Annotated in this window: 12 protein-coding genes; 2 read left to right on the forward strand and 10 right to left on the reverse strand. The window is 74.1% G+C overall.

All coding sequences use genetic code 11. The features are described 5' to 3' along the window. Nucleotides 1-177: 177 nt before the first annotated feature. Entirely contained in the window at nt 178-855 is a 678-nt protein-coding gene (locus ACRYM0_RS18160) for a hypothetical protein (protein ID WP_432507247.1), read from the forward strand. Nucleotides 856-973: 118 nt separating this feature from the next. Beyond that, complete coding sequence (locus ACRYM0_RS18165; protein WP_432507248.1) at nt 974-1,645, forward strand: histidine phosphatase family protein; 672 nt, start codon at nt 974-976, stop codon at nt 1,643-1,645. Nucleotides 1,646-1,650: 5 nt separating this feature from the next. Here the strand turns inward: ACRYM0_RS18165 and ACRYM0_RS18170 are convergent, their stop codons facing one another. From ACRYM0_RS18170 to ACRYM0_RS18215, 10 genes are all read right to left on the reverse strand, one after another. Continuing rightward, nucleotides 1,651-2,781 carry an ATP-grasp domain-containing protein gene (locus tag ACRYM0_RS18170; RefSeq protein ID WP_432507249.1) on the reverse strand — a complete coding sequence of 377 codons (1,131 nt, stop codon included), beginning with the start codon at nt 2,779-2,781 and terminating at the stop codon, nt 1,651-1,653. A gap of 110 nt (nt 2,782-2,891) precedes the next feature. Then, on the reverse strand, nt 2,892-3,647 hold the full coding sequence (locus ACRYM0_RS18175; protein ID WP_432507250.1) for a cupin domain-containing protein: 756 nt from the start codon (nt 3,645-3,647) through the stop codon (nt 2,892-2,894). After that, nucleotides 3,644-4,588: a DUF6807 domain-containing protein gene (locus tag ACRYM0_RS18180; RefSeq protein WP_432507251.1), complete on the reverse strand. Its 945-nt coding sequence runs from the start codon at nt 4,586-4,588 to the stop codon at nt 3,644-3,646. Before ACRYM0_RS18180 ends, ACRYM0_RS18175 begins: the two co-directional genes overlap by 4 nt. Before the next feature lie 31 nt (nt 4,589-4,619). Continuing rightward, a complete protein-coding gene (locus ACRYM0_RS18185) occupies nt 4,620-5,735 on the reverse strand; it encodes a Gfo/Idh/MocA family protein (RefSeq protein WP_432507252.1) in 1,116 nt (371 codons plus the stop codon). Between the two features lie 61 nt (nt 5,736-5,796). Further along, a complete protein-coding gene (locus ACRYM0_RS18190) occupies nt 5,797-7,137 on the reverse strand; it encodes an ABC transporter substrate-binding protein (RefSeq protein WP_432507253.1) in 1,341 nt (446 codons plus the stop codon). Nucleotides 7,138-7,181: 44 nt separating this feature from the next. Further along, nucleotides 7,182-8,504: an ABC transporter substrate-binding protein gene (locus tag ACRYM0_RS18195; protein ID WP_432507254.1), complete on the reverse strand. Its 1,323-nt coding sequence runs from the start codon at nt 8,502-8,504 to the stop codon at nt 7,182-7,184. A gap of 108 nt (nt 8,505-8,612) precedes the next feature. Beyond that, nucleotides 8,613-9,926: an ABC transporter substrate-binding protein gene (locus tag ACRYM0_RS18200; RefSeq protein ID WP_432507255.1), complete on the reverse strand. Its 1,314-nt coding sequence runs from the start codon at nt 9,924-9,926 to the stop codon at nt 8,613-8,615. Between the two features lie 65 nt (nt 9,927-9,991). After that, complete coding sequence (locus tag ACRYM0_RS18205; protein WP_432507256.1) at nt 9,992-10,906, reverse strand: carbohydrate ABC transporter permease; 915 nt, start codon at nt 10,904-10,906, stop codon at nt 9,992-9,994. Next, nucleotides 10,896-11,798, reverse strand: a complete 903-nt coding sequence (locus tag ACRYM0_RS18210; RefSeq protein ID WP_432507258.1) for a carbohydrate ABC transporter permease — start codon at nt 11,796-11,798, stop codon at nt 10,896-10,898. The genes ACRYM0_RS18205 and ACRYM0_RS18210 overlap by 11 nt, the downstream gene beginning before the upstream one ends. Nucleotides 11,799-11,992: 194 nt before the next feature. Next, on the reverse strand, nt 11,993-12,637 hold the full coding sequence (locus ACRYM0_RS18215) for a TetR/AcrR family transcriptional regulator (protein ID WP_432507257.1): 645 nt from the start codon (nt 12,635-12,637) through the stop codon (nt 11,993-11,995). Nucleotides 12,638-12,748: the final 111 nt, after the last annotated feature.

Below are 12,748 nucleotides of genomic sequence, written 5' to 3' on the forward strand. Positions count from 1 at the left end.
GGGGACGCAGACGGTGCAGGAGGAGCAGACCGTCTCCGCCGAGGTGCGCGAGGAGCACATCGACCTCGACGCCGGCCAGGAGGCCACCACGAAGCGCGACCGCTCCTGAGCGAGGACCGCGCCGAGGCCGTCAGCGGTCCGCAGCTCACGCGCGCGCTGGCCGTCTACGCCGCGATGGTGGACCACGTCCTGAGCGATCCGGGGCGCTGGCTCGGTCTGGACGAGGACCCGCCGCCCACGGCCCCGTTCCCGGCGCGGGCCCTGGACGCCCTGCGCGACCGCGCTCTGGGCGAGGTCACCCCAGCGTCGCCGCAGTGGGCCGGGCGGCCCCTGGACCAGCGCGTGGACTGGTGGGTGACCCGGATCGGGGTCAGCGCCGGTCTGGCCGCGGCCACGCCCCGCTTCGCCGGGGCCCTGGCCGACCGGGTGCCGCTGCAGGCGGCCCTGGGAGCTTCCGCCGCCGGGCTGGCGGTGTGCGCCACCGCCCGTGAGCACGGCCGCACCGCCCCCGCGGACTGGGTGCCGCTGCTGGCGGAGGTGCTCTTCGACCGCCACCTGCAGCCCGCCCCGGCGCCGCTGCCCGCCTCCGAGGAGGCCGAGCACCGCCTGGACGCCGACGACAACGACCAGGCCGACGACACCGGCGGCAGCGGTGCCCGGCGGGCCGCTCGCACCGTCTGGCACCTGGCCCGCGCCTTCTTCGAGGTGCGGCAGCTCCTGGACGAGCGACCTCGCGGGAACGCGCTCACCCGGGTGATCGGCAAGCTGCCGGTCGTCGGCGTGGCGGGTGGCTGGCTGGACGAACGGGCCGGCATCCGCAAGGCGGCCCGCCGCACCGCCGAGCTCCTGCGCTGACACCGCACCGCTGCGCGGAGCTCGGCCCACGGCCCGGACGTGCGCGAGGATGCCCCGGTGCGGGGTGCTGCGGCTCCCCGCACCGGTGGACGGCGATCGAGGGAGCACGGTGACGCGGGTGGGCGCGACGGGCACGGCAGGGGCGGCAGCGGGGACGACGTTCCTGCTGGCGCGGCACGGGGCCACGGCCCACACGGCGCAGGGCCGCCTGAGCGGTTGCACGGGCGAGAACCCGCCGCTGTCCGAGGTGGGCCGCGAGCAGGCCCGGCGGCTGGCGGCCGCGCTGCGCGGCACCGGCGGCGCCGACGTCCTGGCGTGCAGCCCGGTGCTGCGGGCGCGGCAGACCGCCGAGGAGGTCGCCGCCGCCCTGGGGCTGGCGCTGCGGGTGGAGGAGGACCTGCGGGAGATCGACTTCGGAGACTGGGAGGGCCGGACCCCTGCCGAGGTGGACCGCGACCACCCGGGCGCGCAGGCCGCCTGGCGCCGGCAGAGCACCGCGCCCGTCCCGGGCGGGGAGTCCCTGGAGCAGGTCGGCGACCGGGTGGCGCGGGTGCGCGAGCGCCTGGCCGCCGAGCACCCCGGCGGGCGCGTCCTGCTGGTCAGCCACATGTACCCCGTCAAGCTCACCGTCGTGGACGCCCTGGCGGTGCCGCGGGTGGTCATGCACCGGATGCACGTGGACCCCACGGGCATCAGCGAGGTGCGGGCCCTGCCCGACGGTGACCCGCGCGGGCCGTGGCAGGTGCTGCGGCACAACGACTTCGCGCACCTGCGCGCCGCCCCCTCCTGACGCTCCTACCCGGCGCGCAGCCCCGCGCCCAGCCGGGCCAGCGCCGGGCCGGGGTCGCGCAGCGAGGCGACGCTGTGCTGCGCGCCGGGCGCGGCGGCCAGGGTGGTCGCCAGGTCGCGCACCAGGCCGCCGCGGCGCTCGGCCAGCGCCCGGCGAACGTCGGCGCAGCCCCACTGGTACCGCACGCCCGCCCGCGCCCGCACGGGCCGCGGCGCGCGGCCCAGGGCGACGTCGCCCCACGCGGCGGGCAGGTTCGCGCCGGCGGCCACGGCCAGCGACAGCGAACCGTAGAAGCGGGCGTTGAGGTCGATGAGGCGCGCGGTGCCGTCGGCGTCGCGCACGTACTGCAGCTCGGCCAGGCCGAGGAGGTCCAGGGACGCCAGCAGCGCCTGCGCCCGCGCCGCGAGCTCCTCGTCGACCTCCACGGTGACGGCGCGGGCGCTGGCCCCCGCCCCCGGCGGCCAGATGCGCTCGGCGCGCTGCATCGACTCGGCGACCACGCCGCCGGGCCCGCGCACGACGGCGTACGCGATCAGGGTGCCCGGGTGCAGGACCTGCACCTGCGCCTGCGCGCCGAGCGCGCGGATCTGCTCCACCCGCCGGGCCACGGCGGTGCGGCCGGTCACGACGGTCGTGTCGATGCGCGGCGGGGACCCCGCCACGTCCGGGTTCGCGTGGCGGTCGGCCTTGACGATGCAGGCGGTGCGCTCGTCGGGCACGTCGGCGGCCTCCAGCACGTCCGGCACGGCGATGCCCACGGCGCTCGCGGCCCGCGACAGCTCCGCCTTGTCCACCGCGCGCAGCAGCTGCTCGTGGGGACCGTGCGGCACGACGGCGCCCGCGGCGGCCACGACCCCGCGGGCGGCCGACAGGGCCGTCACCTCCGCCTCCCCGGCGCCGAACACGACGTCGTAGCGACCGGCGCGCACCGCGGCGGCCACGGCCCGCACGAAGACCGGCGCCGGGTGCAGGCCGGGCAGGAGGTGGTGGGCGCGGCGGGCCCGGGAGGAGACCGCCAGCCCTGCGCGCGGGCCGGCGGGCGTGGCCACGCCCACGATCCAGCCCGCGGCGTCCAGCGCCCGCGCGGCGGCCAGCGCCCCCCGGCTCCAGCCCTGTTCCACGATGAGCGCTCGCACCCGCCCGGACCTCCCGCCCGCTCGCGGCCACCCGTGCGGCGGCCCCCGCCGCCAGCATGTCCGGTGGGCGCGGCGGGGGCGATCCGGAACCCGTCGCCGACCCGTCCGGGTCAGCCTCCGGCGGCTGTGCGGGCGGCTGCGCGGGCGGCGTCGTAGGGGGCGAGGAACCCGCACATCCCCAGCGCGGTGGGGTCGGGGCGCTCCAGGCGCGTGACCGTCCCCGTGGCCAGGTGCGAGCCGTCGCCGCGTTCCAGGGCGTCGATCTGCTCGCCGGTGCGGCGGGCCACGTCGGCCGCACCGGCCAGCCAGCGCTCGCGGAAGCGGCCGGTGCTGGGCCGCACGATCGCGGCGGCCGCCGCGTGGAACTCCGCCAGCGCGGTGCCGTCGCCCTCGCGGGTGCGGCGCAGGATCTCGGTGAAACCCTCCACCGCCAGGTCGCGGCGCGCCCGCGCGCGCTCGGGGGAGGGGGAGCCGTCCGGGCCGAGCACCGAGGCCGCCCGCCGGTACGTCTCGGCGTCGCGCAGGTGTTCCGGGGGGAACGTCATGACGGCGTCCCCGGCCTCGGGCAGACCGGAGTTCTGCATCACGACGACGACCCTGAGGTCCTCGACGTTGACGGCGCGGTGGATCGTGCCGGGGGTGAACCAGACGACGTCGCCGACGGCGAGGGGGTGCTCGTCGTACCCGGCCGCGGTGAGGGTGTGCAGCTCACCGCGGCCGCCGACGACGACGTACGCCTCGGAGCAGGTGGTGTGCAGGTGCGGGGAACCGCCGTGCAGGTCGTCGGCGGTCTGCCAGGGGTAGACGTTCAGCTCCGACAGGCCGACCGCCCCGGGGAACTCGGGCACCTCACCGGCGGGGGTCACGGGGTCGCGTCGAGCGCGTTCGCGGCGGCGACGGCCTCGATCTCGTCCCGGTCCCAGATCCGGTCGCCGACGACGACGCGGTGCCGCAGCCGCAGCGACTCGCCGTCGGCGAGGACGACCTCGTCCGAGAAGGCGAACGACGGTGCGATGGCAGGGAAGGGGTTGTGCCGCACGAACCAGTGCAGCGGCACCGACGGGTTCGAGGTGGTCGACGCCGAGCCGGCCAGGACGAGCAGGGTGCCGCCGCCGTCGACCTCGTCGTGCGCGGCGGAGTACGCCAGCCACGGGCTGGAGGTGCCCATGGCGTCCTCGCCGGTGCGGTCCGGGGTGGTGATGTCTCCGCCGGTCCAGCCGCGCGGGCCGCGCCAGAAGAACCCCGTGTAGCCGGCGGCGGGGCGCCCGTGCGTGGTGGGACTGCCCAGTTCCAGCGGCTCGCCGCGCGTGTTGGTGATCTCCGTGCTGAAGTCCAGGGTCCACGTCCCGCGGTCGCTGTCCACGGAGCCGAACGAGTGCGTGCGCACCTCGCGCGCCCACTCCTGCCCGGTGGAGGCGATCCAGGTCAGCCGCTCGGTGAACGTCACCGCGTCACCGGTGGCCTGCACGGCGTCGAAGGCGTCGTGGCGCATCTGCCCGACGTTGTCCTTCGGCACGTAGCCCTCGCCGTGCACGTAGGTGCCGCCGCCCCAGAAGTTCTGCCCCGACACGTGCGAGGCGGTCATCTGCAGGCCCTTGTGCCAGCGGTGGTCGTTCGGTCGGTACGCGGTGACGACCGCGCCGTCGAGCGTGCGCAGCGGGTGCAGGTACGGCTTGCGGGACTCGCTCGCGGCGAAGTCGCCGTCGTGGACGTAGGTGGCGATGTCCACGTCGCCCGCGCGCACGACGAGCCGCCCGCGCGTCGTGTCGTCGAGCTCGAGCGCCGTCGCCGTGGTGGTGGTGCTCATCGGGGTGGGGTTTCCTCTCGCGGGTGGGGTGTCAGCGGGCGCTGGGGACCCGGGCCCAGGGGGCGCCGGTGCCGTCCATGCGGGCCGCGAAGGGGTCGTCCGCGTCGATCTCGCCCCGGCGCACCGGGGCGCCGCCGGTGAAGGCCGAGCGGTAGATCGCGGCGACGAGCTCCAGGGTCTCGCGCGCGGCGGTCAGCGGCACCGGCGGCACCTCGCCGCGGTCGAGGGCGTCGAGCACGGCGCGGAACTGCGCCTCGTGGCCGCTCGGGACGCCCTGCGGCTCGCGCGCCCACGCGGTGGTGGCGGCCTCCTCGTGGCCGGGCGCGGCGGTGACGGTGAAGTCGTCGTCGCCGTAGCCGTACAGGTGGTGCACCTCCACGGTGGCCAGCTCGAGGTCGAAGCGCAGGATCGTCGTCTCGCGCGGGGAGACCACGGAGTTCACCACGCTCGCCAGCGCGCCGGAGGCGAACCGCACGGTGGCCACGGAGACCTCCTCGGTGCGCGTGGGCCGCGCCCCCTGCGAGGCCATGGCGCTGACCTCCTCCCACGGCCCCAGCACCGACAGCAGCACGTCCATCTGGTGGATGCCGTGGCCCATCGTGGGCCCGCCGCCCTCGAGCTCGAAGGTGCCGCGCCAGGGGACGAGGAAGTACTCGTCGGGGCGGTACCACTGGGTGAGGCAGGTGGCGACGAGGGGGCGGCCCAGGGTGCCGTCCGCGACGATCGAGCCGAGCCGCTGGATCCCGGAACCGAAGCGGTGCTGGGAGACGACGGCCACCGACCCCGCCGAGGCCGCCTCGGCGGCGAGGAGCCGGTCGGTCTCCGCCAGGGACAGCGCGATGGGCTTCTCCACGACGACGCTCGCCCCGGCGGCCAGCGCCTGCTCGGCCACGGGCACGTGCGCGCTGGGCGGCGTGCAGACGTGCACGAGGTCCACCGCGGTGTCGGCCAGGACGTCCGCCAGGTCGGTGGCGGCGCGCGGCACCCCCCACTGCTCGGCGAACGCCTGCGCCCGCCCGGCGTCGACGTCGACGGCGGCGACGAGGCGGACCCGGTCGCCCAGCGCGGCGAGGGCGCGCGCGTGGGCGGCGGCGATGCCGCCGGTGCCGACGACGACGACGGAGCGGGGGGACGAAGTGCTCGTCACGGGGGCTGCCTCCTGGCTGGTTCGGGGTGGCGGTGCGGAAGGGGTTCTCGGGCCGCGGCGCTCAGGCCGAGGACACGTTGCTCTGCAGCTCCGCGACCATCGCCTCGGCGGCGGCCTGCGGCGTCTGCCGGCCGAACAGCACCTCGGAGCCGTAGCGGTTGACGAGGTCCTGGACGGTGCTGGCGCCGGGGGGTGCTGCCGGCGGCGCGGGGACGACGACGTCCTCGAGGGACTCCACGTACTCCACGGACTGCGCGTCGGACGGCTGCAAGAGCGGGGCGATCTGCTCGCGCAGTTCGGGGTTGCTGGGGATCCCCCGCTCGGTGAGAAGGATCTCGGCCGCCTCGGGGGAGTTGGTGAGCCAGTCCACGAGGGTCGCCGCGGCCTCGGGGCTCTCGGTGCGCGAGGAGATGGACCAGAACATGGACGCCTTGTAGAAGACGCCCGGCGCGCCGCCCGCCTCCTGCAGCGGCGGGCGCAGCAGCACCATCTCCTGGCCGGCGGCCGAGGAGAGCGCGGTGACCTGGTTCGCCCACCACACCGCCATCGCGGCGGTGTTGGTGGCGGTGCCGGACTGGCTCAGCCCGGCGGCCTGGCGCTCGACCGCCACGGTGGCCGGGGCGGCGGCACCGGACTGGATCGTGCCGAGGTTGTACTCCCACCACGAGGCGACGTGGGCCGGGTCGAGCGTGACCTCGGTGCCGTCGCCGTAGAACTCCCCGCCGAGCTGGGAGACCCACAGCTGCAGGCTGGCCTCGTCCAGGCCCATGGTCTGCCACCCGTGCACGCCCGGCTGGCCGCTCTGCGAGATGCGCAGGGCGATGTCCGCGGCCTCCTGCCACGTCCACGCGGTGTCGTCCGGCAGCGGCACGCCGGCCGCCTCGAACAGCGCCGGGTTGGCGACGATGACGTGCGCGTTCACACCCACGGGGACGGCGAACAAGCCGTCGTCGGTGCGGCCCGTGCTCAAGGTGTCCGAGGGGATGCCGCTGGTGTCGATGCCGGCGTCGGCGAGGTCGAGCAGCGCGCCGCGGTCGCCGTAGGAACGCAGCTGCAGGACGTCCATCTGGATGACGTCCGGGGCGTCGTTCGCCGCGACCGTGGTGGCCAGGCGGTCCCAGTACCCGGACCACTCGGTGAACTCCCCCGAGACGGTGATGTCGGGGTGCTCCGCCCGGAAGGCGTCGAGGGCCCTCTCGGTGGCCTCGTGGCGGGCATCGGAACCCCACCAGGTGAAGCGCAGGGCGGAGCCGCCCTCGGCGGTCCCGGAACCACCGTCGCCGCCACCGCAGGCGGCCAGGCCGGCGGTCGCGGCGGTGCCGGCCAGGCCGGCGCCGAAGGCACGGCGGGTCAGTGGCCTGCGCGTCGTGGTCGATGCGCCCGGCGTCGTCGACGGCTTCATCGGTTCTCCTCGCGGTCGGTCGTGACGGTGGTGGTCTGAGGTGTTCAGGCGGATTCGAGCTGGGCGGTGAGCTCGTCGACGAAGGCCTGCGCGCCGCCGTCGGGGCTCTGCCGGCCGAACAGGACGTCGGACCCGATCCGCGTGATGATCTCCCCGGCGGACGAGGCGCCCACGGGGGGGATCGGGGGCGCGGGGTTGACGACGTCCTCGATGGAGTTCACGTACTCCAGCGCGGCCCGGTCGGTCTCGGAGAGCTTGTCGGCGATCCGCTCGCGGAACGCCGGGTTGGCGGGGATGCCCCGCTCGGTGAGCATGAGGTCGGCGACCGCCTCGGAGGTGGACAGGTGGTTGATGAACCGCACCGCAGCCTCGGGGTGCTCCGTGCGCGAGGACACCGACCAGTACATGGACGCCTTGTAGTACAGGCCCGGGTCGCCCCCCGGGGTCTGCGCCGGGGGGCGCAGCAGGACCAGCCGCTGCCCCGACGCGTTCGCCAGGGCGGTGAGCTGGGTGGACCACCAGGGGGCGAAGGCCACGGTGTTGGTGGCGGTGCCGGACTGGTCCAGCGCGGAGGATGTGGGGTTGCGCTCGATGGTCAGGGTGACGGGGGTGCCGGCGCCCGACTCGGCCAGGCCCAGGTGGTACTCCCAGAACGAGGCGAGGGTGTCGGGGTTCATCCCCACCCCGCCGTCCTCGGTGAACAGCGTCTCGCCGACCTGCATCGCCCAGTTCTCCACGGGCGGTCCCTGCACGCCCTCGGTCTGGATGCCGTACACGCCCGGCAGGCCGGCGTCGGTCACGGCCTTGCCGATCCGGGCGTAGTCCTCCCACGTCCACGTGGTGTCGTCCGGAACCGGCACACCGGCGGCCTCGAGGATCTGGGCGTTCGTCACGATGGCGTGCGGCACCACCCCCTGGACGACCGCGTACAGGCCGCCGTCGGACTCGCCGAGGGCGAGGTCGTCGTCGGAGATCCCGCCGGTGTCGAGGCCGTCCTCCTTCGACAGGTCCAGCAGCGCGCCGCGGTCGGCGTAGGACTTCAGGTAGCCCGCGTCCATCTGGATGACGTCGGGGGAGTCGTTGGCGGCCGTCGAGGTCGCCAGGCGGTCCCAGTACCCCGACCACTCGGTGAACTCGCCCTCGACGACGATGTCCGGGTTCGCGGCGTTGAACTCCTCGATGATCTTGCGCGTGTACTCGTGGCGGGCGTCCGAGCCCCACCAGGTGAACCGCAGCCGGGCGGGCCCGGAGTCACCGCCGCTGCCGGTCTCGCCGCCGCAGGCGGACAGGCCCGCAGCGGCGGCGACTCCGAGGGTGCCGAGGCCGACGGTGCGGCGCGAGGGGGCGGGGCTCGGGCTGGTGGTCATGTCTTCTCCCACTGTCGTCGTCGACCGGTGGTGCACCACCCGGGCCGGGGCCCGGGTGGTGCGGGGTTGAGATGCAGCGCAGGTGCGCGAGTCGCCCGTCGGGGACGGTCAGGCGGACTCGACGGAGTTCGTCAGCTCCTCGACCATCGCCTCCGCGGCGGCCGCCGGCTGCTGCTGGCCGAAGAGGACCTCCGAGCCGTAGCGGCGCACGACCTCCTCGATGTTGGAGGCGCCCGCCGGAGCGGACGGCGGGGTGTCCTCGACGATGTCGGCCAGGGAGTCGGTGTACTCGATCGCCAGCTGGTCGGTCTCGGACAGCTTGGGGGTGATGTACTCGCGGATCTGCGTGTTGGCGGGGATGCCGCGCTCGGTGAGCATGAGGTCGGCGACCGCCTCGGAGTTCACCAGGTAGTCCAGGAACGTGGCGACGGCCTCGGGGTGCTCGGTGCGCGCGGACGCCGACCAGAACATGGAGGGCTTGTAGTACACGCCGGGCTCGCCGCCGGTGGACTGGGTGGGCGGGCGCAGCAGGGCCAGCGGCTGCCCGCTGGCACCGGCCAGCGCCGTGATCTGGGTGGCCCAGTAGGGCTGCATCGCGGTCGTGTTGGTGGCGATGCCGCTCTGGTCGAGGGCGGCGACGGCCTTCTCCATCGCCAGGGTCACCGGGCCGGCGGCGCCGGACTGGATGAGGCCGAGGTTGTACTCGTACCAGTCGGTGACCATGGCGGGCTCGAGGGTGACGTTGCCCTCGTCGTCGTAGAACGCGCCGCCGAGCTGCTTGACCCACAGCTGCAGCCCCGCCTCGTCGATGCCGCCGTTGGCGACGCCGTAGGTGCCCTCCGGGCTGCCGGCGGTGATCGCCGCGCCGAGCGCTTCGTAGTCGGCCCACGTCCACGTCGTGTCGTCGGGCATCTGCTGCCCGGCGGCCTGCACCAGGCCGGGGTTGGTCATGATGGCCAGCGGCACGACGCCGGAGACGAGGCCGAACAGGCCCTCGCCGGTCTCCCCGGTGTCCAGCGCGGTGGAGTCGATCGCGGAGGTGTCCAGGCCGTCGAGCTGGGAGAGGTCCAGCAGGGCGCCGCGGTCGGCGTAGGAGCGCAGGTAGATGGCGTCCATCTGGATGATGTCGGGCGCGTCGTTGGCGGCGACGTTCGTGGCCAGCCGGTCCCAGTACCCGGACCACTCGGTGAACTCGCCCTCGACGGTGATGTCGGGGTTCTCGGCGTTGAACGCTTCGATGATCTGCTGCGTGTACTGGTGTCGTGCGTCGGCACCCCACCAGGTGAAGCGCAGCGTCACCGGGCCTTCGCTGCTGGCCGATCCGCCCCCGCAGGCGGCGAGGCCGGCCGTGGCGGCGGTGCCGGCGACGAGGCCGCCGAAGGCCCGCCGGGAGACGGGGCGGCGCGGGGTGGGGGTGGGCACGGGGACCGTCCTTCCGCCGGGCGTCCGTGCCCGGCAACGTTCGAGGGTGCTTGCAGGTCGGTGGGCTACTTGCCGCCGGTCGTGGCGATGCCCTTGATGAGGAAGCGCTGACCGAAGAGGAACGCCAGGAAGATGGGCACCAGGGACACCACGCTCATCGCGAACAGCGAGCCCCAGGAGGACTCGGAGGTCGCGTCGATGAAGGAGCTCAGGGCCACCGGGACCGTGTACATGTCCGGGTCGGTCAGGAAGATCAGCTGGCTGAAGAAGTCGTTCCAGGTCCAGATGAACGTGAAGATCGCGGTGGTGGCCAGGGCGGGCACCATGAGCGGCAGGATGATGCGGCCGAAGATGCGGAAGTGACCGCAGCCGTCGATGCGCGCCGCCTCGTCCAGCTCGCGCGGGATGCCGCGGATGAACTGGACCATGAGGAAGATGAAGAACGCGTCGGTGGCCAGCACCTTGGGCACGATCATGGGCAGGAAGGTGTTCAGCCAGTCCAGCTGCGAGTACAGGATGTACTGCGGGACGATCACGACGTGGATCGGCAGCATGATCGTCATGAGCATGACGGCGAACAGCGCCTTCTTCGCCAGGAACTCCATGCGGGCGAAGGCGTAGGCGGCCAGCGAGCAGGAGACGAGGTTCCCCAGGATGCAGCCGATCGCGATGATCGCCGAGTTGAGCATGTAGTGCCCGAACGGGGACGTCAGGGCGTCCCAGCCGCTGGTGTAGTTCTGCGGCTGCGGGTCGGAGACCCACAGGCCGGGGGCCTGGAAGATCTGGTCCTGCGAGCGCAGGGAGCCGGCGATCATCCACAGCACCGGGTAGAGCATGACGAAGGCGGCCAGGATCAGCGCTGCGTGCTTCAGCCCGGAGCGGAACCGGCTCGGCCACGGCGCCTCGTCCCGGCGCGAGGGCCGCAGGGGGGGCGACGTCGCCGCGGCGCCGCGGCGGGCGGGCGAGATCTCAGTCGTCATAGAACACCCACAGCTTCGACGCGTAGAAGTTGATGGCCGTGAAGATGGCGATGATGATGAGCAGCATCCACGCCAGCGCGGACGCGTAGCCCATGTCGAAGTTCTTGAAGCCGCTCTGGTACAGGTACAGCGTGTAGAACATCGTCGAGTCGCTGGGTCCGCCGGTGCCGCCGGACACGACGAACGCCTGCGTGAACGACTGGAACGCGTGGATCAGCTGCAGCACCAGGTTGAAGAAGATGATCGGCGTCAGCAGCGGCAGGGTGATGGAGGCGAACTGCCGCACCTTGCCGGCGCCCTCGGTGGAGGCGGCCTCGTAGTACATGCGCGGGATCTGGCGCAGGCCCGCCAGGAAGATGACCATCGGGGCGCCGAAGGTCCACACGTTGAGGATGATGATGGTGCCCAGCGCGGTGGAGGGGTCGGAGATCCAGCCGCGGCCGTCGACGCCGACCAGCGCGAGGATCTGGTTGATCAGGCCCTGCGTGCCGAAGATCTGCCGCCACAGGACCGCGATGGCGACCGAGGAGCCCAGCAGCGAGGGCAGGTAGTAGATCGAGCGGTAGATGGCCAGGCCGCGCAGGCCCCGGTCCAGGAAGACCGCCAGCGCCAGCGCCAGCCCCAGCTGCAGCGGGACGGAGACGAAGACGTAGAGGAACGTGACCTTCAGCGAGTTGTGCAGCCGGTCGTCGCTCAGCATCCGCTGGAAGTTCTCCAGGCCGATCCACTCGGGGGCCTGGATGAGGTTGTAGTCGGTGAACGACAGGTACAGCGAGGCGATCATCGGGCCGATCGTGATGAGGAACAGCCCCGCGAACCAGGGGAGCAGGAAGAGGTAGGCGATCTTCGTGTCGCGCGTGCCCGTCGCCTGCTGCCCCTTGAGCGCCCGCAGTTCCCCGAGCCCGCTCACCGCGGGTCCCTCGCGGTCCCTCGTGCCCGGACGTGGTCCATGGCCCCTCCAGTCGTCATCGACCGAGCCGTACGGTCAACCGTACGGATAACGCTTACCGGCCGGACCCTAGCAAGCCGGCGTGCCCGGTGGAAGTGGTTCGGCGAAGGTGTCGCCCACGGGTTGCGCCGACGGGGTCACGAGCTGGGCGCTCGCGGGCCGTCCGGCGCCAGGAGCCGGCGCAGCGCGGCGCACTGCACCCCCACCAGGCGCCGCCCCTCGTCGCCGGCGAGGGCCTCCGGGTGCCGCAGGGCCCACTCGTCCAGCACGCGCAGCACGGCCGCGGCGAGGTCGGCCTGCAGGGGGGCGGGCAGGTCGTCGCGCACGGCGCTGCAGGCCCGGCCGGTCTCCAGCGCTCCCAGCAGCCAGGCGTGCAGCGCGGCGAGCGCCCGGGCGAGGGGGGTGCCGTCGCCGCCGGGGGCGCCCGGCAGCCAGAACGCCCGCCCCAGGTCGGTCCAGGCGGGTTCCGCGCGGGCCAGGTCCAGCAGGCGGTGCAGCAGGTCCTCGACGTCGTCCCAGAAGCGGGGGCCGGCCAGGTCGCGCGGTGCCGGTGCCCGCAGGGCGGTGGCCAGTTCGCCGCCGAGGTCCTGCACGACGAGGTCGAACAGCGCCCGCTTGGACTCCACGTAGTGGTAGAAGGAGCTCTTGCTCAGCCCGCAGTCGCGGATGATCCCGTTCAGCGACGCGGCCTCGTACCCGGCGGCGGCGAACTCCCGCGCGGCGGTCCGCACCAGCCGCCGGCGTCGTTCGGGCGCCATGACCCCGCTCGCGCGCTCCTGCACGGCGCGACCCTAGCGGTGGGTCGTCGCGCCCAGGGTGTGGACCGTTCGGTCCTCACCCACTACGTTGGTTGGGGGGGGGCGGGGGGCGCGCGCGGGGGGGCGGGGGGGGGG

The organism is Kineococcus arenarius subsp. arenarius (assembly GCF_050871845.1).
GTDB lineage: Bacteria > Actinomycetota > Actinomycetes > Actinomycetales > Kineococcaceae > Kineococcus.

Coding starts and splice junctions, on each gene's coding strand:
- ACRYM0_RS18205 (WP_432507256.1), bottom strand. CDS start 10,906: ATGACGACTGAGATCTCGCCCGCCCGCCGCGGCGCCGCGGCGACGTCG.
- ACRYM0_RS18180 (WP_432507251.1), bottom strand. CDS start 4,588: ATGAGCACCACCACCACGGCGACGGCGCTCGAGCTCGACGACACGACG.
- ACRYM0_RS18190 (WP_432507253.1), bottom strand. CDS start 7,137: ATGAAGCCGTCGACGACGCCGGGCGCATCGACCACGACGCGCAGGCCA.
- ACRYM0_RS18195 (WP_432507254.1), bottom strand. CDS start 8,504: ATGACCACCAGCCCGAGCCCCGCCCCCTCGCGCCGCACCGTCGGCCTC.